This is a genomic window from Phormidesmis sp. 146-12 (assembly GCF_052939495.1).
In genome coordinates, this window is sequence record NZ_JBJPHS010000081.1 from 1 (window position 1) to 22,344 (window position 22,344).

Genomic DNA, 22,344 nt, shown 5'->3' on the forward strand with positions numbered 1-22,344 from the left:
TCTCATGAAACCCTTTCCTGCTTAGTTTTTGCAAGCTTTTGTCCTGTACTTAGATTAAAGCCTTACACAGCGAGGGTTTGAGATACCCTAATACGAGAGAAGCATTTTTACCTAACCAATAATGAGAACACTTCAACGAAAACAGCCAGAGCGACGATTAATCTAGCTATCAGTCGGACAACCTTTGAAACATTGTTTTGAGGGGAAGCAGGACAACTTCTTCTAGAAGAGCTACTAGGGTTTCACCTCATTGTCTTTGACCCTAAAAGCGAGGAGATCATTCAATGGCTATACTCTAGTCGGCTAAGATCTGGATCTTGAAAGATTGAAACTTCCAACTCATCAAGCTTTTAAGCTGGTCGTGTTTGTCAATCGGAGCCGCCTCTATCACCGTTGAAATTGCCTGGTTGAACCGACAGCAGTCAGCATAATACTTGGAGTACAAACATTCCCGTCGCACAAACCGCCAGAGGCGTTCGATCAAGTTCAAATGCGGCGAGTAAGACAGCAAGTAGACTAACGTGATGCCCAAGCGTTCCGCACAGTCAAACACCGCAACGCACTGTTGATAACGAGCATTATCCCAAACTCAAGTCATCGGGATGCCCAAGGCTCACTGAGAAAGCTTCTGTAACATAATCTAACTGCTTGAGTCCCTCAATGCCCCCGGCTTGAGACTGTCTGAGATAAACCGTCAGCGTGGTTTTGCTAATATTGCACAGTCGTCGGATTTCTTGGTGGGCTAATCCTTGGCTTTTCAAGTACAACACCTCCAGTTTCTGATGCACTCTTGGGTGAGGATAGTGATACCGTTCATAGGTCAGTTCAACCACCTTTCCGGGTGTGAATTCAATCCGAATCATGCTGACACCCTCTTTTCTCCTGCTCTAGGACAAGTCTCTTCTTATCCTTGCTGCGGGAAACCAACAAAAGTTCATTCCTCCGTGGCGAGGATAGACCGACCTCGCGAAAAGTCAGAGGGCAGAGTTGAGAGACCAGAAATACTAGCAGTGTCGCTTTCTATCAGTTGGATAAAGTCGAGCTAAGACACGATCGCTCAAAATCCGTAGGCCGCTCCTTCACCTCTGGGATCGGCGGCCCCTTCGAGAGAGCCGTCTGGCAAAACGACGATCGCATTCGCATTTCCCCAGCCCGATCGCTCCTCAACTTGATGACCTCGACGGCGTAGTTCTTCTAATGTCAGGGTGTCCAGTCCCCAAGATTCGACGAGGAGGCGATCGGGAAGCCATTGGTGATGAATTCGCGGAGCCGCAATCGATCGCCGTGCATCCATGTCGTAGACCAGGACGTTTAATACAATTTGCAATACGGTCGTGATGATTGTGCTACCGCCGGGAGAGCCTGCTGCGAGGCGCAAGCGACCATTTTCGGTGACGATCGTCGGAGTCATGCTGGAGAGTGGTGTTTTTTGGGGGGCGATCGCGTTGGCATCCCCTCCCACTAATCCAAAGGCATTGGGGGTGTTGGGAGCGATCGCAAAGTCGTCCATTTCATTGTTTAAAACAATTCCCGTGCCTTTGGCAACCATGCCTGCTCCAAATCCCAAATTGACGGTGAAGGTCAAACTGACGGCGTTGCGATCGTGGTCTACCACGGTTAAGTGACTGGTTTCAGTCGATTCCTTAGTTAATTGTTGAAGCACTGCGGGATCAATCGCTTTCACTTGGCTGGAAGGCGTGGCTTTTTGGGGATTGATTTCCTGGCGGCGTTTTTGAGCATAGCGGGGACTGATAAGAGACTGAACAGGCACCTTGACAAAATCAGGATCACCGAGATAAACGGCGCGATCGGCATAGGCAATTCGCATCGACTCGACTAGCAAATGCAGGACATCGGGACTGTGCCAGCCTAAAGTCTTTAAATCGGTGTCGCTAATCAGGTTGAGAATTTGCAGTAAATGTACGCCTCCAGAAGAAGGCGGCGGCATCGAGCAAACCCTCGCCTTTCGGAAGTTTCCGCAGACTGGAGTGCGCCAGATTGAGCGGTATTGTTTGAGATCCGCTAGTGTGATCAATCCCTTATTTTTAGCCATGTCGTCAGCGATCGCTTTAGCAATTCCCCCTGTGTAAAAATCGTTGGGATTTTGGGTAATCGATCGTAGGGTTGCTGCTAACTCTGATTGAATTAATATGTCCCCAATCCGATACGGCTTTCCATTTTTTAAGAATATTTTTCGTGAATCAGGATTTTCTAGCAGCGTTTTTTGTCGCATTTCCGTTGCTTTGACAAAATTCCAACTAACCGGAAATCCTTTGTCTGCCAGTCTGATCGCTGGAGCAATCACTGTTTTCCAGGGAAGCTTTCCATATTTGCGATGTGCTTCGTAGAGTCCTGCGATCGTTCCAGGTGTCGCGACTGCAAGATAACCGTTGATGCTGGCATTCGGCTTAACGTTGCCTTGAGCATCCAAATACAAGTTGCGAGTTGCTTTCAGTGGTGCCCGCTCTCGAAAGTCTAGCGCTTTCGTTTCATTACTTTTTGCTTGATACATTAAGAGGAAACCGCCGCCACCGATCCCTGCCGAAAAGGGTTCTACGACTGAAATTGCAAACGTAGTTGCCACCGCCGCATCGATCGCGTTTCCACCCTGTTGCAGCATCACCAATCCGGCTTGACTGGCTAACGGATGAGCCGAGGTCACCATGCCTTGAGATGTTCGGGTGAGGGGAGGATTTGCCCTGGACGGAAGGGAGACTAAACAGAGGGTCAGGGTGAGAAAGAGGTGTGGCAAGCGATCGGTGCAGTTCATAGCATCCCCAATTTCAGGAAGTGTGTCAGAGTCCTTTGCAGAATAGCGCTAAAAGGGCAACACTGAGCCAGGTCAAAAAACACGATCGCGTTAGATTCAAGGCTGTTCGGATGCGCTCAGGCGTAATTGGTTGAATCGGATCTCCCAAGAAAGGCTTATGCTTTTCGACTCCGCGATACCAATTGGTGCCCCCAACCTGAACGCCCAAAACGGCCGCATAAGCGCATTCACTCCATCCAGAATTGGGACTGGGATCTTTTGCGGCATCTCGTTGACAAATTTGCCAAATCTGATGTGGCTTTTGAGACAGAATCGCTAACGTTAAGACAACCGATCGACAGGGCAACCAGGTGAGAATATCATCCACTTTGGCGCTACACCAGCCGATATGGGTAAAAGGAGCTTCTCGATAGCCCACCATCGAATCCAACGTACTGGCCGCCTTGTACGCCAACGCTAAAGGGACACTACCAATCACCGGAAAGAACGCTCCCAGCAGTGCAAAAAACAATGGAGCCATGACCCCATCAGTTGCATTTTCGGTAACGGTTTCGAGAATGGCGCGTAAAATGTCTGACTCCGATAAAGTTTGGGTGTCGCGTCCCACATAGCGACTTAAATGAGAACGGGATTGATCAAGATTTCCATTCGCCAAAGGTTGCAGAACATCTTCTGCGGCCGATCGCAGACTTCGCCCCGCAAAACAGCTTGCCAACAAAACACTTCCTATCATGATCCCCAAAACTGGGTGTAACGCTTGAGCGATCGCAACGATGACCCAGCCAACAGCACCGCTGCCCACGATTAGAACAATCGCTAACACAATCCCCGCTAATCGGAGCGCCATCGCTGACCTCAACGCTCGAAACGCAAATTTGGTAAAGTGATCGATAACCCAGCCCATCACCTGCACAGGATGTAGCCACCCCCACGGATCACCGATCGCATAATCCAACAGAGCGGCCGTCAAAAGAATTAGCGCAGTCTTTACAGTCAACACTCAGATTTAAACTCACAGCAAATCAGGATCAATGTTCAATTCTCGCAGTTTGTCGGACAGGCGTTGCGATCGTTGTCGTTCTTGTTCTAGCTGCTGTTCAACTTGATCGAGTTTTTCTTCAGGTTCCAAAAAGCGGTTGCCGCGATCGTCGTACCAGTAAAGCCATTCTCGCTCAATGCCCTGGTGAGTGCCGCGCGATCGTCCCAACCCCAGTCCGATTTCTGGCAGCCAGATTGGATTTCCGGTTAGCAGAACGTATTCACCATTTACGAGACGATAGAGTTCTAAAGGTGGCTTGCGGCGGCGACGAGACGAATAGACAGCATAGTACAAGACGCCCATTTCAGCGTAGAGATTCTTTTTGCGGCTGTATTCGCCTCGATATTTCTGCGAAACGACCTCCAACACAAAAGTTGGCGGAATGTTGTTTTCCTCCCAAAGGACGTAGCTGAGTCGCAGTTCTTCGTCAAAAATGCGCTCCACACCCAGGCTGAGAAATCCATCTGGGACAATGGCGGGCAGGTCGGGATCGTAATAAATTCCCATATCCACGCCAAAAAACCAGTCCATGCGATCGCCCCATAGATCCGCCAAAATCAGCTTGAGCAAACTGGGGATCAAATCTTGAAGTTCGTGATCCACGGGAGTCTCGTCCGAGTCGGGGAGTTCTTCGGAAGACGGCAGACAGAGCAGCGGATCATATTTGAACATAGGGATTGCCTCGCAGTTGCCAAATGGGCGATCGATTGAATGCGAACTGCCTGTATCTTATCGAAATGCGTTGACTTTATTCTACCAAAAATAGTTCATTTGTTCTAAGTCGATCTCGCTTACTCTATAGATAAGAACCTGCTGTATCCCGATGACTTATCAACCGCTCCATCACAAATATCGTCCGCAAACTTTCGCGCAACTCGTGGGTCAAGAAGCGATCGCCACCACCCTCACCAACGCGCTCACTCAACAGCGGATTGCACCAGCCTATCTCTTCACGGGCGCACGGGGCACAGGGAAGACTTCCAGCGCTCGAATTTTTGCCAAATCGCTCAACTGCATTTCTGGAAAGGTGCCGACGGCCCATCCTTGTGGGGTTTGTGAGACTTGTGTGGCGATCGGCAATGGTTCCGCCCTGGATGTGATTGAAATCGATGCCGCCAGCAATACAGGCGTAGACAACATTCGTGAACTCATTGAACGCGCTCAGTTCGCTCCCGTACAGTGTCGATACAAAGTGTATGTCATTGATGAGTGCCATATGTTAAGCCCTGCGGCGTTCAATGCCTTGTTGAAGACGTTGGAAGAGCCGCCCGATCGCGTCGTTTTTGTTCTGGCGACGACTGACCCGCAGCGCGTTTTGCCGACGATTATTTCTCGCTGTCAGCGGTTTGATTTTAGAAGAATTCCGCTCAATCCGTTGGTGCAGCATCTGAACATGATTGCCGAAAAGGAAGGAATTGCGATCGCGCCAGATGCCCTACAGCTAATTGGACAAATTTCTCAAGGCGGACTTAGGGATGCCGAAAGTTTGCTCGATCAGTTGAGTTTATTGGATGGAGAAGTGACGGTCGATCGCGTGTGGGATCTGGTCGGTACGGTTCCGGAGCGAGATTTGATGGGACTGATGGAAGCGATCGCCGCTCACAATCCTGAAGCCGTTTTGGATCACACTCGCCGTCTAATGGATCGAGGTCGCGAACCGATCATCGTGCTGCAAAATCTGGCCAGTTTCTATCGAGACTTATTGATCGCCAAAACTTCGCCCAGTCGTCACGATCTAGTCGCCATCACGCCGCCCACCTGGAGAACGCTGTGTGAATTCGCTAAAACGCTTGATTTGCAGACGATTTTGGCAGGTCAGCAACATTTACGCAGCAGTGAAACTCAACTCAAGCAGACCACTCAGCCGCGTTTGTGGTTAGAAGTGACGTTGATGGGCTTGTTGCCTAGAAGCACGTCTTCTCAGCCAGTTCTGTATCCAACTTCGAGTCAGCCTGTTGTATCTGTTTCAGAACGTCGATCGCCGCCCCCGATCGTTCCCCCAAAGCCTTCGGAGCCAGAACCTACGCTGTCAGAAGTTCCCCCGATTCCTGAATCGGTTCTAGAAGAAGCCAGCCAACCCGACGATCCCCAAAGTGAGCTTGCAAAAACCTGGCAACAAATTCTGGAAAACATTGATCTGCCCTCAACTCAGGGGATTGTCAGTGCTAACTGTCATTTGGTGGCGATCGATGGCAATGAAATCGTCGTGGGAGTTCGGGGAGAACACATGCTCAAAATGACCCAGCGAATGCTTCCTCAAATTGGCAAAGCTGCCACAAGAGCGCTTCAGACCAAGATTAAAGTCAGCATTCAGGTGTTGGATGCCGTTGCACCGTTACCGCTTCCTGAATCGCCCACTCAATCCCCTGCTGAACTACCGCCCCCTTCCAGCGATGTTGCAAATTCAGAAACCGCTTCTGCCCCTGAGCCACCAGACGTATTAGAGGAGTCAGTGGATGAGATTGCAGAAGTTTCCCCGCAGCGTAGAGAGTGGAAGGAAGATGATGAGGTCACCAAAGCCGCTAAGAGCCTGGCCTATGCCTTTAATGGTGCGGTGGTTAATTTAGATGACGATGAGTTAGCCGATGAAATACCAGATTCAGATCAGGTTGTTGAGGTGATTGAGCCAGACGCGATCGAGCCAGACGAAGAATCAGACGATGAAGACGTAGATTTCTAGCTACTCGTCGCTTCCTTTGTGAACAGTCTTGACCCACTTCAAGCGTTTGGGACGAATGGACATGCGGGCAGTTGTGCTGGCGACGATCGGCAACCAGTGCATCATATACAACGCACCGCGCAACGATTGCAGCAACACGACCATGAATGAGAAGTCAATGCCTTTCAGCGTCAGGCGGCGTTGTTCATCTGATCCGCGCAGTCGTTGGATGCGTCGCAGCCCGCCCAAGGTGCCCGACAAAAATAAGAGAAGTGTCAGCGCAGACACCGGACTCAACAGTAAGGGACGATTGCGAACGATCGCCATCAAAAAGTCAGGGATCGCCGCCGTCGGCATCACGTATTGAATAATCCAGAACATCAGCAGGTCAATGCTTTTGCGCGTTCCCATGCGATTGCGGACAATCAGCCGCCAATAATCGAGATAGCGTTGATAGCCACCTTCTGCCCAGCGATTTCGTTGATGCCAGAGCGCGATCGCATTTGTAACGCCTTCCTCATACACAGCGGGAACGGTGATCACGTCAATATCCCAGTCGTTGAGATGCAGCCGAATCGTCAGATCCAGATCGTCCGTGATTGTTTCCTCATTCCAGCCGCCACACTGTTCGATCGCGGTACGCCTCACCAATTGACCATTCCCGCGCAGTTCGCCAATGCCACCGATCGCAATTCTTTGCTGATGAATAAAGGCATCCAGGGCCATCTCAGCCATTTGTCCCCGAATCCAAAAATTGTTGGTGTCCGGAGATTGAGAATTGGGTTCTGCTTGCACGATCGCCTTTCTCACCTGAACGGCTCCGACTTGTTCGCGATCGAAGACGGGCACGACTCGCCGCAAAAAGTCCGGTTCCACCTGAGCATCGGCATCAAAAACGACGACAATCTCACCCTGCGTCAACGGAAACACCTGATTGAGGGCACCCGATTTTCCGCCTCCCGCATTGAGCGGCCGATGGAATACTTGCAGTTGTGGATACTCTTTCGCCAACTGGTCTAACAAAATTGGTGTTCGATCGGTGCTGTTGTCGTCGATGACCCAAACCTCGTAGCGATCGCCCGGATAATCCAACTGACACAGCATCTTTACCAGCTTACCGACGACCGCTTCCTCATTTTTAGCCGCCACCATCAGCGACACAAACGGGTAGGAGTCTCGCGTCTCGTCTGAAATCGGCTCCGGCAAATCTGAAGGACGGGCAAACAAAAATCTGACCGCATGGAAGCCCATCAGCGTGGTCAAGCCCAAAACCAGCCAATAGCCCCAGGTGACGAGATGGAGGGCGATCGTACCACTCCAAATCACCACCAAAACGGCTGCCGCTTTTCGCCTGCGTCCCCGATAGCCCTGAAACGGTTCAGGAATTTCGCTGTCTTCCTCTAAGATGGGCAAATCGTCGGCTGCGATCGGCTCAAACTCTTTGTAGGAATCGTTTTCGTGCCAGGAATTCTCCGACATAGGTTGCTTGGTTTAACACCCAATATTTGTCTAGACCTTTGAAAAAGCTGGGGATCAAGTAACACCAGACCGTACAGCCCTCACAGACTGATAGCTTACCCTGAGATTGTCGGAACTCCTCGACTTCTTCTGACTGCTTGTACATCTCATAGAGACGACCGTCGATCGCAATGCCTTTTTGAGCAAAGTGATAGCAAGGCAACAGCAGTTCATCGTTGGGCGAGATGGCGATCACCGCATCCACAGCCTTACAGCGAGGATTTTGAGTGTCGTTGCCGCCTGCTTCGATAAAGGCTAGTGCCGCTTTATTGTATCCAAGATTACTGTACTTCTTAGCTGCGGTTTCGATCGCCGTCACCATCGCTGGAGTCGGATTTTTCTTGGAATTGTAATTGCTGTGGGCGGTAAAAGCGGGATTGAGCCAAACTCTAGCATTCAGACGCTGACCCAGTTCGGCGACTTCGGCGATGCGATCGTAGTTTTGCGCGGTGACGGTGTGGTTGAGAACGGGATATTCTCCTAGCGAATGGGCAAGTTGCACCGACTCGACCAGCGTATCGAAGATTTTGACCCCACGCGATTGATCATGAGTCTCTGCGTCGCCGCCGTCGAGGGAGAAGTTGAGAAAGTCCACTAGACCCTGCATCTCTCTGGCCCGCTTGGGGTAGAGAATCGTGTTGGTGGTCATGCTGGTGGTGAACCCCTGCCGTTTTGCTTCAGCAAAGATCTCATTCACGTCTTTTCTCAGCAACGGTTCGCCGCCTGTAAAGTCCACGTATCTAACGCCCAAGCGCCGCAGATCTGCCAGGTTTTTCTGAATGGTCTCGAAGGATGCTTCCTGTTTCGGTTCGAGGGCCCAGATGTCACAAAAGTGGCAACGAGCATTGCATCGGTAGGTCAGATAGTAGTTTGCTACCAGTGGAGCCATAAGTATTTTTGTCAAAGTCTCCTGTCAAACCCACAATAAATCTTAAGAGCAAGCAATACAAGCCTTTGCAAATTGCAATTCGTGAAGGCGATCGCTTTGGGTTACCCGCGAGGGGTCGCTTCGAGTTATCTAAAAGGAACCGCTCTTCCTGCACGATTGAATTGATTGAATAGATAAAACTCTTTGATAGGGATAGTTAAATGCCGCGCTTTGAAACCGATCGTCTTCTGATTCGAGACTGGAATCCGGCTGAGGATGCAGAACAAGCGTTTGAGATTTACCGCGATCCAGAAATTTTTCGCTTCTTTAGAACTGCTTTTAGCAAGTCGGCGGGAAGCCCCGCGCTCTACCTGTACCCAGGTGAGCGTCGGGATGAAAGCCAGAGCGTTGACGAATTGCTGCTTTGCAAGATGACAAAACGCAGTTGAGGCTCTGATTAGCAGCGATGAGGAAACGCCAATCTCCCACGCTGCAAACGAGTGTGATATAGTCAGAACAAGGGTTTGAGCTAATCGCCGCCCTGCAATCTGAACCACGACAACTCAAAGTATGGGGTTGCATCCAGTAATGCGCGAATTCGCGTTTCTGTGGATGCGTAAAACTTTGACAGTACAGGGGTTGCGCTCAGCCTTGTAGGAGGGTTTCCCTCCGTAGAGGACTGAGTAAGAAGAACATACTTTCGGTACTTGTTCAAAGTCTGCGGTAGGGCATTCCGTGGACTCAAAATAAAGCTCAGGTAACGTCCGATGCAATAGCAGGAGTCACTGAGAAGCCCGCTCTGTATGCGTCAGCATCAGAGTCGGGAGTATGTCACCAATCCACAACCCTCGTCTAGTGTAAAAAGTCAGCGAGAACGACTTCAGAAAGTGGTTGATCTCTATGCTCAACTCAATGACGGAACGGGATATTGGGCGATCGTTCTCAAGACAACCGAAGAAATCGTCGGCAGCGTCATTCTCAAGCAGTTACCCGATGGTGAAAATCAGCCAACCGGAGACTATGAAGTTGGCTGGCATCTCAAGAAAAGCGCTTGGGGAAAGGGATTCGCTACAGAAGCGGGAAGAGGGGCGATCGAGTACGGATTCACAACGCTGAACCTGCCAGTGATTTACGCCATCACGCATCCTGAAAATGACGCTTCTAAACGAGTCGCCCAACGGTTGGGAATGATCCCGCAAGGTCACACCGATCGCTACTACGGAGTCGAGACAGCGCTTTTTAAATGGGAACTTCACCAGTAACCGTTCATCCGTTTTTATCCGTTTCTCACTTGCCCACAATTTTGGGAGCATCCACCTTCAAATCTAACGAGTCTGCGCTGACGGCCATCACAGGCGGGGAATTGATTAAACGTCCAAAGGGCGAAGACTGCGGAATATCCAAATTTACGCCAACCAGTCCAAAATTCGCCTGGGCCGTGCTGTTGAAGACCAGAAAACGGCCATCTTGTTGGCTAAAACCAGGGAAAGAAAACCGCTGACGTAGAAGGCTAAATCGTCCCGTCGATCGCATCGCACACAACAACTGATCCCCTTGCCGCACGGTCACGCTTCCCGACTCGCCCGACTCCCAGCGAAACTCCGCCATCTCCTTGGGCAAGCCCCAAATTTCTCGCCCCCCTGCCACGGAATCGGGATTATCGACATAGATATGAGATACCCAGGCTCCGATCGTTCCTTGCCAACTGACTAACCCCGCCACCACAATTAACTCGTTGTAAGTCAGGTCACCATTTGTATACTGTGAGAGATAAACGCCCCCTAACGTCTTGCCCGGAAGCGAAGGAACGATCGCCAACTCTACCGGAATAAAGGGCGAAGCCTTGGCAATCTCAACTAAATGTAAGCTCAAAAAAGCGTAGCCTTTTAATGTCCAAGGTGCTTGCGGATATCCCATCTCATTGGCTCCCATGATTTAAGATTCAAAGGCTACTTTGCCTACCTGATCTTGGACAAATCAGCAATCAAAAAAGCATCTGTCTTAAGGAATAGTTGAGTATGTTGAACTGGGAGTGAGCGATCGCACTTTTTATTCAAATAAGCGATCGTAAAATCTGCAATTCAAGACGGCTGACAGTCTATTATCAAAACATCTGTCCTTAATCTGATCAAAAACTGAGATAGCTCCTTCAAAGTGTAGATACTGGGCTGATGCTTACTTTCTACACTGTTGAGTAACTTTTAGTGGAGCGATCACGTCATGTCAGACGAGCAACGAATCGAGGAACAGGTGCTCTCAGAAATCGCTAGACAAGGACTCTTTACTCAAATCGAAACGGCTGAAAATATTGAGGTCGATGTTAAGACAGATCTTCTCAAAGCTGTTCAGGGAAAGGTCGATTCTGTTGCAGTGACGGGTCAAGGAATTGTTATTCAAGAAGAGATCAGAGTTGAGCAGTTAGAAATCGAAACCGATCGCATTTCAATTAATCCCTTAAGTGCAATTTTTGGCAACCTCGAACTAGATAAACCTGTTAACACAACTGCTCGAATTGTTTTGACCGAAGCTGATATTAATCAAGCTATTAATTCGGAGTTTGTGAGCCAAAAGATTCCCGCGGTCGACCTAAATGTAGAAGGAAAAACCGTCAGACTTGAACTTTTGCTCCCCTTAGAAATTAAGCTGACCGAAGAGACAAAAATGCACATCGGCGGTCAGGCAAAAATTCATCGAATGGAAGGCATTCAGGAAGTCCCTTTTGCGGCAGTCGCCTCACACCGTACCGATTCTCGCCCGATCTTGCTGGAATCTTTTTACTGTGCGCCCGATCGAGGACAATCGATTCCCTTCATGATTGCACTCATGCAAAAAATGCAGGAGATTGCCAACCAACCTTACTTTGAACTCGCACAAAATAAACTTCGCATTGTATCAATGGACGTAAAACCGGGAAGCCTATCCCTCGAAGTCGAAATTCAGGCGAAACAAATTCCTTCACTCTAGGTAAGCTTGATTCGACTTAGCATTTTTCTTTGATTAGTCTTATAAATTTTCTTTGCTTTTTTGGTGTTTGCTCATCTCGCCTGGGAATCTTAACAAGAACACTTTAGGTAAGACAAATCCCGGCGATGAGCCAAGTTCAAGACGTTGAGATGACCTTCTTCTTTCAGAAGGGACTGTATCTAAATAAGACGAAAGCTTACGAAGCTGCAATCTTAAGTTACGAAGCCGCTCTCAATCTTCAGCCCGACTATTCTGATGCGTGGTACAACCGGGGCAACGCCCTGTATCACCTGAAAGATTACGACAATGCGATCGCTAGCTACGATCAAGCGTTGGAGTATCAACCCGGATTCCCCGAAGCCTGGAACAATCGCGGTAATGCCCTGGATGAGCTAGGACGCTACTGTGAAGCCGTTGAGAGCTACGATCGCGCTATCAAATTTAGACCAAACTACTACTGGGCCTGGTACAACCGTGGTATCACGCTGCGAAACATGGAACGCTACGAAGACGCGATTTCTAGCTACGATCGCGCCATTGAGTTCAAACCTGATTATCACTGGGCCTGGTACAGTCGCGGTCTAGCACTTCGCAAACTTGGCAAACTCGAAAAGGTGATCGCCAGCTACGACAAAGCCTTAGAGTTTAAGCCCGATTTTGAGGAATCCTGGACGAATCGCGGCAATGCGCTCTACCACCTGGGTCAATTTGAAGCTGCGATCGTCAGCTACGATCACGCCCTCAAACTCAAACCCAACCTGCCGACGCTCTGGTACAACAAAGCCTGCTGTTACGCAATTCAGGGCAAGCCAGACCTCGCATTCGAGCATTTGCAGCGAGCGATCGAACTTAATCCCGACGAGTATCGAGAAATTGCTCAAAGCAACGCCGACTTTGATGGACTGCGCCAAGACAAGCGGTTTCGCTCTTTGCTGACCCATCGCTCTCCTCGTGAGGCCTAAACGCTCGCTTTATGTATCCCAGTGAAACCCCGCGACAGAACAGCTATCAGTGGGCCCGCTCGTTATCTCTTCTCAGCAGCTATGGGAAGCATGTTGCCAAACACGAGCAAGTCTTGATGGTCAATCCCGACCACACCAAAGCTTTAGTCTGTCGTGGGTATGCGCTTGAAAAATTGGGACGCTATGAGGAGGCGATCGCTAGCTTTGAACGGGCGATCGCCCTTCGTCCTAAGTTTGCGCTGGCCTGGCAGGGGCGAGGCATTTGTTTGGGCAGGCTGTGCCGCTATGAAGAAGCGTTGACTAATTTTAATCGCGCCCTCAAGTTTGAGCCAGATGACTATCGAGGCTGGCAAAATCACGGCAAAACTTTGATGACCCTCTGCCGCTACGAGGAGGCGATCGTCAGCTTTGATCAGGTCTTGACGCTCAAACCAGATAGTTACAAAGCCTGGTACAACCGAGCGATCGCGCTGGCTTCTCTCGATGATCTTGAGGCAGCGCTGCTTGATTTGGAAATTGCTCTCAAGATCAAACCTCACAGCGATTATGTGTGGAACTACCGGGGCGTGATTTTGAGCAAGCTGAAGCGCTATGAGGAGGCGATCGTCAGCTTTGACAATGCTTTGAAGTTTAACGATCGCAGTTCTGGTGCTTGGTATGGGCGTGCCTGCTGTTATGCCCTTCAGGGAAATGTGGATTTGGTGTTAGAAAGCCTACAGCAAACGTTTCGGTTGTCTCCGCGTCTGGGTCGGGCAATGGTCAGCACGGATGCCAGTTTTTATCCAATTCGGGGAGATGCAAGATTTCGGGAGTTGATGAAGAGCGAGTAGATTGCGGGGGATGGGTGCGTTTTGTGCCTGGACTGCCAGCAGATTTTGGGAAGAGTTGATCCGTAACCAAACTGATTTCGATCGTCATCTCAATTACATTCACCATAATCCCTTTAAACATGGGTTATGCCAGCTTCTAGAGGAATGGGAATTCTCCATCCACCGCTTCAACCGTGCTGCATTGCCCAATGTAGGGTGGGTCGAGCCTTGGAAAACGCACTACACCCACAAAATATAATGCGATCGCAAACGATCGGTACAAGACGACCGGATCATTTCATACATTGTTGAATCCATAAGTTTCCAACTAATCCGATCGCGAACAATCGGTGCAACCGCAGACCCAGGATAACAACGGCGGCCCCTAGCGGTTTCCAACTAATCCGATCGCAAGCAATCGGTAAGGTCTTCTGGTTCGTAATCTGATTGTGATCTTCTAATTTAATTCATATCGAGCTTTGAACTGTCTTTATGGACTGCTCTTTGAAGGATTTGAAATCAGGATATTGCTTTTGTAGCTCGATATAGTAATTCACTAGCTTTTGCGGGTCATGCCCATGCTCCTGAGAAATCGTGTGGCGGACTCTGCGGATTTGGGTAATAGCTTCATCCTTCATCATTTTGCCCTCCGATTAGCTCTAATGGCGTAACCAGTGTTGGAACAGATACAGCAGATTTCTAGTTAGTGAAGCACACTTAAATTGGCAAGAAACCTGACCAGGAGTTTCAATCACTTATTTTTGTACTTCATCTATTTGCAAAGTGCTGTAAGCCAAGCATAGCGTTGACTCGTCTAATGTAACTACAGTGATTTGTATCTAGTCAGTCCATGATGAGGGTCAAAATTCTGACTGAGAGCGAGTTTCCTGCACAAATTGGAGACAGTCTTCGAGATCATTTCCCTGCCATGTGTCCACAAATTTAAGCAGGTCTTTGCCCTGTGTTTCTTGGCGTAGGGGTTCAGTCCGACGGAGAGGAAGCGGTTTTAGGTCAGCCAGAAATGTGCTAAACGTCGCTCTAGGGTCGTCGGGTGGCTCTGCATTGGGATTCTCTGCGGGTTTGGTATTTGTGGCTGAGTGCAAGACTGACTTTGTTTTCAAAAAGCGAATGAAGTCGATCGCTTCTGCTAAAACTTCGTCAGATGCAGTTTCTAGCTCTTGCAGCAGAATTTCTTTGTAGGTCATAAAGCATTTTTCCGGCAACTGCTTGTCTAGAATTCTAGCAAGAAGCCGATCGCTCGCCTGAAACTGAGAGATGCGATCGTATCCCCAAAAAAGAAGCCCGATCAACGCGATCGAGCCTTTGAATAAATCTGATCGCAAACGATCGGTAAGGAAGCGGCAACCCCGTCACTCTGAACCAGCCCAACAAGTTTCCAACTAATCCGATCGCAAAGGATCGGTACAGGTTAGAAGAGATCGGAGTTGTAATCGAAGAAGATGGGGTTTCCAACTAATCCGATCGCAAAGGATCGGTACAGGGATAACGGCTGGCTGGACATCTCCGGTTTGGCTGCCGTTTCCAACTAATCCGATCGCAAAGGATCGGTACAGGATCAACCTCCCCGCATTACCGAATGACCTACGAGGCGTTTCCAACTAATCCGATCGCAAAGGATCGGTACAGGGCGAATTCAGTACAAGACTTGGGAGTTACTCAAACGTTTCCAACTAATCCGATCGCAAAGGATCGGTACAGGTTGAGTTAGCACAGAGTGAGACCTACCAAGTTACGTAGTTTCCAACTAATCCGATCGCAAAGGATCGGTACAGGTTCTGGTTGGGCAACTTATGCTGGACAACCAAATGCGTTTCCAACTAATCCGATCGCAAAGGATCGGTACAGGGATTGATGATAAAATTCTCTCTCAATTTATTGCTGAGTTTCCAACTAATCCGATCGCAAAGGATCGGTACAGGAATCAAAGACGATCGCCCCAGCGCATTCAATCCAAGTTTCCAACTAATCCGATCGCAAAGGATCGGTACAGGTTTGGCCCACGCTCAATCTAAAACAGTCGCTCTCTGGTGTTTCCAACTAATCCGATCGCAAAGGATCGGTACAGGCTGAGTATTGGATTGTCAAAGGTGGGAGGTGAGAAGTTTCCAACTAATCCGATCGCAAAGGATCGGTACAGGGCGGCGCGATCGACATCATAAAAAACGGCAAATCAGTTTCCAACTAATCCGATCGCAAAGGATCGGTACAGGTTGAGCTATCTGCACTCAGGATTCCTACAACCCTCTGTTTCCAACTAATCCGATCGCAAAGGATCGGTACAGGTCTTGAAAGAGCAATTCTGGCACTCGTCAAAGCTGGAAGTTTCCAACTAATCCGATCGCAAAGGATCGGTACAGGTTCGTTCCGTGGCAAAAGATTCGCGATCGCTTAGGTTTCCAACTAATCCGATCGCAAAGGATCGGTACAGGTTTATTGAGCGTCTTGTCGCCGTAGGGGAGATTGAAGTTTCCAACTAATCCGATCGCAAAGGATCGGTACAGGTACATTTCTGAGCGGTTGTTTAACAATCTAGGTAATGAGTTTCCAACTAATCCGATCGCAAAGGATCGGTACAGGCGGGAAGAAGGCTCAAGATCGAATGGTTATGGCGAGTTTCCAACTAATCCGATCGCAAAGGATCGGTACAGGTTAGAGCAGTCGATCGGCAGCGCGATCGACTCAATGTTTCCAACTAATCCGATCGCAAAGGATCGGTACAGGTCTGGCTTCTAGAAACCTCGCCCTGTCAGTATTGTAGAGCCAATTTTGGCAAACCGTTTTTTTGGGGTCAATAAGTCCTCCTTTGTTGAGAATGATTTGACCTCAAATCCTCGAAACCCTTGCTACAAGCGGATGACAAACCTCTACGATAGAATGCGGGTCTCAGCCGACGGGCTACCTTTGCCAAAATTCGCTACTCCTCACCCCAAAGTCGTCGAAACCCATAAGGTTCTCTCTGCAAAAACTCCAAAAACTGCTCACACTCCCGCGACTCATCCGGGAAAATCGTCAACCACTCCAAAAACTCAGACGTGACTCTCGGCTGCGGCTTCTCCTGGGGATCTTGCGTCTTCTTCACCAACCTCACCTTTGGATACATGCGATGCCACAACCGCCCAATCTGCCCCACCTTCCCCGTCATGGTTGCCGACTGCGATCGATACAGCGACCCCTCCCGCTGCACCCCCAAAATCTTCTCCTGATACGCCCCATGAAACCAGCGAATCGCCTCACTCTCATCAACACTCTTCGCCAACCGCCCCCACACCTGCACCGATCGCGGATGCCATGCCTCCCGCCACTCTGCCGCCCACTCTGGTCGAGAAACCTCCCCCTGAAGCCGCATCCAATCCTCCGCCGCCTGCCGCACCTTATCGACAAACTCGCCCAACTTCTCCGGCGATCGCACCTGCACATCGCGCCCCAACGCCCGATCGCCCACCCATTGCCAATGACAGCCGATTAGCGGTTTGGGGTGATCATAATAGTCCTCAAAAAACAACCGATGATCCGATCGTCGCCAGGACTTGCCAAACCCACCCAACACCATTGCAAACTGCATCAACTTCTCCAGCAATCGCTTGAGTGTTTCCTCCTGCGTTGGGTCTAGCAATTCTCTTGCCAACACCAAACTCAGTTCTCCCTCCACTTCATATCTGATTTGCTCATAAGATGTTCCTTCCTGAAATCGGGGCAACGCCAACCGCGACTCCTGAAACCGCAGCCCCACCAGTCCCACAACCCCATGACCGCTCACCCCACCAAACAGCGTTTCCACCAATCGCGTCGCCGTTTTTGCATCCGTCAGTCCGCCAAAAATCCGCAGTGCATGACCGCGCAGTCCCGATCGCAACAAATTAGGCCGAAACTCACTCTCACCATTTAGCAACTTAGGCGCTTGTCCCTGTCCCTTAATTCGAGTGCGATAGAGAACCTTTAGCCCTTGACTTACGGTGCCTTGACTTACGGTGTTAGAACCCGTCTCCACATGTCCGTAGCCTGCGGCCACTCGACTGCCCAGACCTGTGGCGATCGCCCGTTCCCAAATCTGCCAAACCTCCGCCCAATTCACCGCTTTGGCACTGCTCGAAATCCCAAATCGCAAGGTCGGCTTGTACAGCGAAATTTGAGCAAACGCACTCGACTTTTTCGCCTGATCTTCGACCTGCCAGCCCTGCTGCGGATGCACAATATCCACCAGTCCTTTTGTCCAAGTGGTGTCGATTGGATAGCCTCCCTGAAATCGCAAAATTCCTGGTTGTTCAAGGTTGCCGCAATAGAGTGCCGCTTGTTCTGATGTGCAAGCCCGACGAAACAGACCTTTCATGCTGCTCCCCGGATAAAACACCCAGCCCCGCGCCCCAATCACCGGACGAATCGCACTATCATCCAGGCCGCTATTAGTAATCAGCCGCCAGGTAATCGTGTAAGTGCGAGTTTGCACCTGTTCTCCAGCATCAGGCAATTCGGGATAGACCTTATCTACCCATTCATCGGCCCACAGCACTGCATCCGGTTCTTCATCTTTGACAATCCGCTGAAGTTGACAGCGCCCATTCACCTGTGCGCGAAACATCATCGGCACTTTTTTGTGTGGCTCAGGAATCACTGTCATTGTTCAATTTCCCCACTTTATAGCGTTGTGTCCACCAGACAATGCAATCACAGAGTTGAGTCAGCACTGCCAGGATTACACGCTGCTCTTTTGGCTCTAATTCCCACAATCTTTCTGACATCGATCGCACTTGATCGACATTATTCACATTCACGTTGTCATTGGGAATCGTCACGCCAGATTTCTGCATGATTTCAACCAATTGATCCCACGTTTCCTTCCAGTAATCCGATTTGTCTTGTTCTTTACCACTCAGGCGTAAATGTTCACCCCAAAAGCGCTCCAGCCCATAGGAAACCGCCATTCGCATTTTGTAAGACTGATTCAGCGATTGTGGATCTCGTGCCCTGGCATTGAGCACTAATTTTTGAGCAGCGCGATCGAGGTCATAAGATTTCCAAGCCATGATTATTTGTCTCCTGCAAGCGTGACACGACAGCGACCAAAGCCGATCGATTCCAATCCGCCAAAATACAACTCAGAAGATTGTGTCTCAAATGGCTGCCATCCGGGTTGACGGAGAGCGATCGGAAACACCATCACACTGCCTTCTGGAAGCGCTTCCACATTAAAAAACGCTCCGCCATCCACCTTTTTCTCGGTATCCGACAGCTTGACCCGACTCTGACGATAGAGTGCCATATCGTGAATCATTGCAATGTCATTGTCGTCAACTACAACAAGACTATTAGAGTTCAACTTCACTTCGGGCGGAATCCAGTCTGAAAGCTCGGCTTCATGTTCCAGTTCCAAAAACCCTAAATTGAAGAAGAGAATTTTGCCTCTAGCTTCTACTTGTCTGCCCTGTAAGCCTTTTGGAGCAGTGTAGGGGCGCGGCAAATCAGCCTTAATTTGAGCAATCTGCTTGTATCGCTTCAGCAACCACGGACAAGTGACCCACACCACAGGTTGACCCGGACAAAACACAGGCAACCAGACCAGAGAAGCATATTCAAACTTAACAAAGGCTTCCGTTGTCTCAGAATCATTCTCCTTGACCGCCTTACCATACCAATGATGCTCTTCCCCTGGTTTGTCCTGCCGCATATCTGCCCGAAACCGACCGCGAATCGAACTCCCTGGAATAATGCCCGTCTGCGTAAACTGATCCCGAAAAATCAGGTTGAGATTGCCCGTCTCTTCTCCTGCACTCGCCCCGATATGTAAGGGAGCCAGCGTTTCCAAAATGCCATAACGTTTGGTGTACATTCAGCGGTTCCTTTTGTGTAAATTCTGCACTCTTTCCAGCGTTGAAGATTATTTTTCTAATCTGATCACTCCAACGGTAACGCCAATCCACAACCCCATCGTTTGAGTGACGGCCCTTCTTTAGGAAACCAATCGATCGACCATTCCTCCCAGGATTCTAACGGTTCCTCCAGCACGTACACCGTTCCAGCAGAGACGGCATAGCGTCCGCGTGAGAGCAATTTTGGCTGATGTGGCTGATGAATATCATTTTTGTGTTCATCAATGCGATTGCCCAAACGATATCGAAAGGGAGTTGGCCGATCGGTCAGCATCGTTTTCACCGACCACACGGTAGTATTCTCGACAGACTGCCCCAGCGATCGCTGATGATTTTGAGGAATTGGTTCTCGATAAGACAATCGATTCGATCCCCAAATTGCAGGCGTGATCAGCGCAAAGCATCGTCCCACAGCTTGCTTAAATAAGTCATGAGTCGATTGGCTCAAGTCGTGACAGGTGACCTCGACCATGTGCCCCTCTCCACCAAAGCGATACCATCCCGGCTCGATCGCCAGATTCGAGAGATAAATCAAACAGGTTTCGGGGTGCATCTGCACAGAGTTTTCCAGAAACAAACTGCCCTGACCCTCTTCTGGATCGACTACGCGCCGTTCGTTATCTCGCAGCCTGGGATGCAGATGGGGCAGGAATTTCCACGGATCAGCATAGACGGTCAGCTTGTCTTTGAGGTGCGAAATGCGATCGGCATTCATTGGTTCTGCTAAAGATTGCCAATCGTCGATCGCCACCCATCCCCCGCTCTGAGCTTTGCCACCCGGTTCTTTGTCGGTATGCCATTGCTCGCCATCCCACTTTAGTTGAGCCGTGATGTGTCCTGGCTGAAGTGGTTTTTGGGGCTGATGCGGCGGCGTGTGAGTGTGAAAGTTGAGCGGCATGGGCACATAGAAGTTTTGCGGATTGTCACTCTTTGCCCAAAACGGCCCCGCAAGTTGTAAGTCCTGAATTGCAGTATTGCCATCATAGGCAGCAGCAAAAAGTCCCGATACGACCGCAGCACTGGGCGGAAAATGGCTCCCCGATCGACCCACTAAGTTTTCGGGTGACAAAAATCGTCCTGCGCTGCCGTAGAGCAATCCCAACGGCTCAATTTGAATCAAATAGTTGAACATTGCGGCTAACTCCAATCTCGATGCAAATGAAACCCAACTTTGGCGAGATTAATCACCCAATCGTTGAGCGTACGGTTAACTTCGTCAGGAGGACAGTGTTTCTTGTCGCCCAAAATCCCTGCAAAGAGTGGACGATCGCGTTTATCGTAGCAATTCCACCAGTTTGTCTCGCTGAGTAAGTCGTTCTCTTCACCGAAGTATGCCTGAAACAGTGATTTAGTGACTTCTATATCGATGTCATTCCCATTACCAAAAGCGTGTCGAGATTCGAGCACAGCGACATCGTTGTAGAGATGAACCCATTTCTGTTTGCCTTCACGATCGCGATACTTTTCCAATAATCCGTCTTCCAAGATCCACCACGGACAGACCCATTCTAGATAAGTGCCACTGTTGAATAAGATGCGAAAATTGATACGATCGCGCCCTTTCCGTTTCGCAACTTTTTCAGCTTCGCGGCAGTGTTGCAAAACTTCTCGCTGAGGTACTTTCGCTCCTGCCCACACAAACCCCACGCTGACATTAATAGGCTTACGACTTCGTTGATTCCAAACCTGTGTCTTGAAGTGTGTAAAAAACTCTAAGCATTCTGTTGTTTCGATTTGCTTGTCTGCATTGAACAACACACCTAAAAAGTCATCTCCTCCAGCGTAAACAATTCGACTATCTTCGCCTGCAAGAAGTCTTTTTTTACCGTTGCGCGGATTTGATTTAAACCATTCTCCCCATTTACGCATCGCTAAACTGAATTCATGAATTTCCTGGGGTGATTTGTCTTTCAGATAACTTCCCGCACCGTCCCCATCGCCCTGAAACCAGCCTGTCCAGTATTCTGGCTCATTAGGATCTCGTTTTCGTTTAAGTCGATTCAGTTCTTTAAACGAACCAGGTCTGAGATGTTCCTTGATTTCTTGAATGAGCTTATCCAATTCATCTGGCTTTTTTGGCTTTGCTTCACCTAACAATTCGCGAAGACGATCGCCCACTTTTTGAGCAACTTCTCCATGAGTAATCATCCGTTTGACTAACTCTGGAATACTCAGTTCTTCTCTCGGATCAATGAACGCTTCACCCAGCTTTTGACTGAGTTGTTGATAGAACGATTCGACTTTGGTTTTTTGCTCTTGATAGTTGCAGCAGCGTGGATCGGCAATGCGTCCAAGTTCGGGATAGGCGATCGCATCACTCCCAGACAGTGTAGAGCTTTCTCCCGTCCAATTGATGCCCGTCCACTGGCGCGATCGCTTCTGTTCAGTCAGCCTGTTTTTGACTTTGGTAATAGTTTCAAGAGGTTCTCCATGCACACAAAAAAACTCCCAGGCATAATTTGCCCAGAGGCTCCAATCCCGCTCCCAGTGATAGTGCCAGCGCTTGCCATTTGGGTCAGATTCGAGAGTTTCCTGAACCCACACACGGCACGTTTCTACAACACATTTCCAGGCTTGATCAAACGCATCTTTGGCGACGGTTGCATCAAACTTCCCTTCGATAATGATGACGTTGGGCAGCCCTTGAGCAACATTGGTTAGTGCAGGAGAGATGATCGTGAATCTTCGACTTTCGGCGGCGTGGCAGACTGACCAGGAGAGAAAAGAAAGCAGGTAGGAGCTTCCGTAGAGGTCACGGAGTTTGCGAGAGTTTTCGATGAAGCCTTGAATGGGGGCGAAGGTAATCGCCGTATAGGAAGATGAGTCTGAAGGGTTGGGCATGGAGGCTGAAACATTTTTGCAGGGCGAAG

Annotated in this window: 19 protein-coding genes, 1 pseudogene and 1 CRISPR repeat array; of the genes and pseudogenes, 6 read left to right on the top strand and 14 right to left on the bottom strand. The window is 49.5% G+C overall.

All coding sequences use genetic code 11. From position 1 onward, the window contains the following. Positions 1-295: 295 nt before the first annotated feature. The 4 genes and pseudogenes from ACKFKF_RS25720 to ACKFKF_RS25735 all read right to left on the bottom strand — a co-directional run bounded on the left by ACKFKF_RS25720 (position 296) and on the right by ACKFKF_RS25735 (position 4,481). Positions 296-863, bottom strand: a pseudogene (locus tag ACKFKF_RS25720) (transposase). A 194-nt stretch (positions 864-1,057) separates the two neighbouring features. After that, positions 1,058-2,770, bottom strand: coding sequence for a gamma-glutamyltransferase (ggt, locus tag ACKFKF_RS25725; protein WP_446870281.1), 1,713 nt, complete (start codon positions 2,768-2,770; stop codon positions 1,058-1,060). A gap of 25 nt (positions 2,771-2,795) precedes the next feature. Then, positions 2,796-3,767, bottom strand: a complete 972-nt coding sequence (gene cbiB, locus ACKFKF_RS25730; protein WP_446870282.1) for an adenosylcobinamide-phosphate synthase CbiB — start codon at positions 3,765-3,767, stop codon at positions 2,796-2,798. A gap of 15 nt (positions 3,768-3,782) precedes the next feature. Next, positions 3,783-4,481: a Uma2 family endonuclease gene (locus ACKFKF_RS25735; RefSeq protein WP_446870283.1), complete on the bottom strand. Its 699-nt coding sequence runs from the start codon at positions 4,479-4,481 to the stop codon at positions 3,783-3,785. Between the two features lie 151 nt (positions 4,482-4,632). Here ACKFKF_RS25735 and ACKFKF_RS25740 point away from each other — a divergent pair, with 151 nt between their 5' ends. After that, positions 4,633-6,489 (top strand): DNA polymerase III subunit gamma/tau, encoded by a 1,857-nt coding sequence (locus tag ACKFKF_RS25740; protein ID WP_446870284.1) that lies wholly within the window; start codon positions 4,633-4,635, stop codon positions 6,487-6,489. Here the strand turns inward: ACKFKF_RS25740 and ACKFKF_RS25745 are convergent, their stop codons facing one another. Together ACKFKF_RS25745 and ACKFKF_RS25750 are read right to left on the bottom strand one after the other, a co-directional pair. Continuing rightward, positions 6,490-7,947 (bottom strand): glycosyltransferase, encoded by a 1,458-nt coding sequence (locus ACKFKF_RS25745; protein ID WP_446870285.1) that lies wholly within the window; start codon positions 7,945-7,947, stop codon positions 6,490-6,492. After that, positions 7,901-8,875, bottom strand: coding sequence for a radical SAM protein (locus ACKFKF_RS25750; RefSeq protein WP_446858654.1), 975 nt, complete (start codon positions 8,873-8,875; stop codon positions 7,901-7,903). The genes ACKFKF_RS25745 and ACKFKF_RS25750 overlap by 47 nt, the downstream gene beginning before the upstream one ends. A 200-nt stretch (positions 8,876-9,075) precedes the next feature. On the opposite strand from ACKFKF_RS25750, the gene ACKFKF_RS25755 reads away from it, so the two are divergent. Both ACKFKF_RS25755 and ACKFKF_RS25760 read left to right on the top strand, forming a co-directional pair. Beyond that, positions 9,076-9,303, top strand: a complete 228-nt coding sequence (locus tag ACKFKF_RS25755) for a GNAT family N-acetyltransferase (RefSeq protein WP_446870286.1) — start codon at positions 9,076-9,078, stop codon at positions 9,301-9,303. Between the two features lie 354 nt (positions 9,304-9,657). Beyond that, on the top strand, positions 9,658-10,116 hold the full coding sequence (locus ACKFKF_RS25760) for a GNAT family N-acetyltransferase (RefSeq protein WP_446870287.1): 459 nt from the start codon (positions 9,658-9,660) through the stop codon (positions 10,114-10,116). A gap of 25 nt (positions 10,117-10,141) precedes the next feature. Here ACKFKF_RS25760 and ACKFKF_RS25765 read toward each other — a convergent pair whose 3' ends face one another. Next, positions 10,142-10,771 (bottom strand): acetoacetate decarboxylase family protein, encoded by a 630-nt coding sequence (locus tag ACKFKF_RS25765; RefSeq protein ID WP_446870288.1) that lies wholly within the window; start codon positions 10,769-10,771, stop codon positions 10,142-10,144. Between the two features lie 303 nt (positions 10,772-11,074). Between ACKFKF_RS25765 and ACKFKF_RS25770 the strand changes: the two genes are divergently transcribed. From ACKFKF_RS25770 to ACKFKF_RS25780, 3 genes are all read left to right on the top strand, one after another. Next, the gene (locus tag ACKFKF_RS25770; protein ID WP_446870289.1) at positions 11,075-11,818 is read left to right on the top strand and encodes an LmeA family phospholipid-binding protein; all 744 of its coding nucleotides are present in this window, start codon (positions 11,075-11,077) and stop codon (positions 11,816-11,818) included. Positions 11,819-11,943: 125 nt separating this feature from the next. Next, on the top strand, positions 11,944-12,780 hold the full coding sequence (locus tag ACKFKF_RS25775) for a tetratricopeptide repeat protein (protein ID WP_446858650.1): 837 nt from the start codon (positions 11,944-11,946) through the stop codon (positions 12,778-12,780). Positions 12,781-12,791: 11 nt separating this feature from the next. After that, on the top strand, positions 12,792-13,610 hold the full coding sequence (locus tag ACKFKF_RS25780; RefSeq protein WP_446870290.1) for a tetratricopeptide repeat protein: 819 nt from the start codon (positions 12,792-12,794) through the stop codon (positions 13,608-13,610). A gap of 446 nt (positions 13,611-14,056) precedes the next feature. On the opposite strand, the gene ACKFKF_RS25785 is transcribed toward ACKFKF_RS25780, so the two are convergent. The 7 genes from ACKFKF_RS25785 to ACKFKF_RS25815 all read right to left on the bottom strand — a co-directional run bounded on the left by ACKFKF_RS25785 (position 14,057) and on the right by ACKFKF_RS25815 (position 22,315). Beyond that, positions 14,057-14,227: a hypothetical protein gene (locus ACKFKF_RS25785; protein ID WP_446870291.1), complete on the bottom strand. Its 171-nt coding sequence runs from the start codon at positions 14,225-14,227 to the stop codon at positions 14,057-14,059. A gap of 222 nt (positions 14,228-14,449) precedes the next feature. Beyond that, positions 14,450-14,932, bottom strand: coding sequence for a hypothetical protein (locus ACKFKF_RS25790; protein ID WP_446870292.1), 483 nt, complete (start codon positions 14,930-14,932; stop codon positions 14,450-14,452). Between the two features lie 49 nt (positions 14,933-14,981). Beyond that, positions 14,982-16,331: a CRISPR direct-repeat array (repeat unit 37 nt; unit sequence GTTTCCAACTAATCCGATCGCAAAGGATCGGTACAGG). Positions 16,332-16,524: 193 nt separating this feature from the next. Continuing rightward, positions 16,525-18,225: a hypothetical protein gene (locus ACKFKF_RS25795; RefSeq protein WP_446870293.1), complete on the bottom strand. Its 1,701-nt coding sequence runs from the start codon at positions 18,223-18,225 to the stop codon at positions 16,525-16,527. Next, a complete protein-coding gene (locus ACKFKF_RS25800) occupies positions 18,209-18,631 on the bottom strand; it encodes a hypothetical protein (protein ID WP_446858644.1) in 423 nt (140 codons plus the stop codon). Before ACKFKF_RS25800 ends, ACKFKF_RS25795 begins: the two co-directional genes overlap by 17 nt. Before the next feature lie 2 nt (positions 18,632-18,633). Beyond that, positions 18,634-19,434, bottom strand: coding sequence for an RAMP superfamily CRISPR-associated protein (locus ACKFKF_RS25805; RefSeq protein WP_446870294.1), 801 nt, complete (start codon positions 19,432-19,434; stop codon positions 18,634-18,636). Positions 19,435-19,499: 65 nt separating this feature from the next. Continuing rightward, positions 19,500-20,606, bottom strand: a complete 1,107-nt coding sequence (locus ACKFKF_RS25810) for a type III-B CRISPR module-associated Cmr3 family protein (RefSeq protein WP_446870295.1) — start codon at positions 20,604-20,606, stop codon at positions 19,500-19,502. A 5-nt stretch (positions 20,607-20,611) separates the two neighbouring features. Next, positions 20,612-22,315, bottom strand: a complete 1,704-nt coding sequence (locus ACKFKF_RS25815) for a Cas10/Cmr2 second palm domain-containing protein (protein ID WP_446870296.1) — start codon at positions 22,313-22,315, stop codon at positions 20,612-20,614. Between the last annotated feature and the right edge of the window lie 29 nt (positions 22,316-22,344).

Excerpts from the sequence above, each read along its gene's own strand:
- ggt (WP_446870281.1), bottom strand. The coding sequence starts at position 2,770 with ATGAACTGCACCGATCGCTTGCCACACCTCTTTCTCACCCTGACCCTC.
- ACKFKF_RS25735 (WP_446870283.1), bottom strand. The coding sequence starts at position 4,481 with ATGTTCAAATATGATCCGCTGCTCTGTCTGCCGTCTTCCGAAGAACTC.
- ACKFKF_RS25740 (WP_446870284.1), top strand. The coding sequence starts at position 4,633 with ATGACTTATCAACCGCTCCATCACAAATATCGTCCGCAAACTTTCGCG.
- ACKFKF_RS25745 (WP_446870285.1), bottom strand. The coding sequence starts at position 7,947 with ATGTCGGAGAATTCCTGGCACGAAAACGATTCCTACAAAGAGTTTGAG.
- ACKFKF_RS25750 (WP_446858654.1), bottom strand. The coding sequence starts at position 8,875 with ATGGCTCCACTGGTAGCAAACTACTATCTGACCTACCGATGCAATGCT.
- ACKFKF_RS25755 (WP_446870286.1), top strand. The coding sequence starts at position 9,076 with ATGCCGCGCTTTGAAACCGATCGTCTTCTGATTCGAGACTGGAATCCG.
- ACKFKF_RS25760 (WP_446870287.1), top strand. The coding sequence starts at position 9,658 with ATGCGTCAGCATCAGAGTCGGGAGTATGTCACCAATCCACAACCCTCG.
- ACKFKF_RS25765 (WP_446870288.1), bottom strand. The coding sequence starts at position 10,771 with ATGGGATATCCGCAAGCACCTTGGACATTAAAAGGCTACGCTTTTTTG.
- ACKFKF_RS25770 (WP_446870289.1), top strand. The coding sequence starts at position 11,075 with ATGTCAGACGAGCAACGAATCGAGGAACAGGTGCTCTCAGAAATCGCT.
- ACKFKF_RS25775 (WP_446858650.1), top strand. The coding sequence starts at position 11,944 with ATGAGCCAAGTTCAAGACGTTGAGATGACCTTCTTCTTTCAGAAGGGA.
- ACKFKF_RS25780 (WP_446870290.1), top strand. The coding sequence starts at position 12,792 with ATGTATCCCAGTGAAACCCCGCGACAGAACAGCTATCAGTGGGCCCGC.
- ACKFKF_RS25785 (WP_446870291.1), bottom strand. The coding sequence starts at position 14,227 with ATGAAGGATGAAGCTATTACCCAAATCCGCAGAGTCCGCCACACGATT.
- ACKFKF_RS25795 (WP_446870293.1), bottom strand. The coding sequence starts at position 18,225 with ATGACAGTGATTCCTGAGCCACACAAAAAAGTGCCGATGATGTTTCGC.
- ACKFKF_RS25800 (WP_446858644.1), bottom strand. The coding sequence starts at position 18,631 with ATGGCTTGGAAATCTTATGACCTCGATCGCGCTGCTCAAAAATTAGTG.
- ACKFKF_RS25805 (WP_446870294.1), bottom strand. The coding sequence starts at position 19,434 with ATGTACACCAAACGTTATGGCATTTTGGAAACGCTGGCTCCCTTACAT.
- ACKFKF_RS25810 (WP_446870295.1), bottom strand. The coding sequence starts at position 20,606 with ATGTTCAACTATTTGATTCAAATTGAGCCGTTGGGATTGCTCTACGGC.
- ACKFKF_RS25815 (WP_446870296.1), bottom strand. The coding sequence starts at position 22,315 with ATGCCCAACCCTTCAGACTCATCTTCCTATACGGCGATTACCTTCGCC.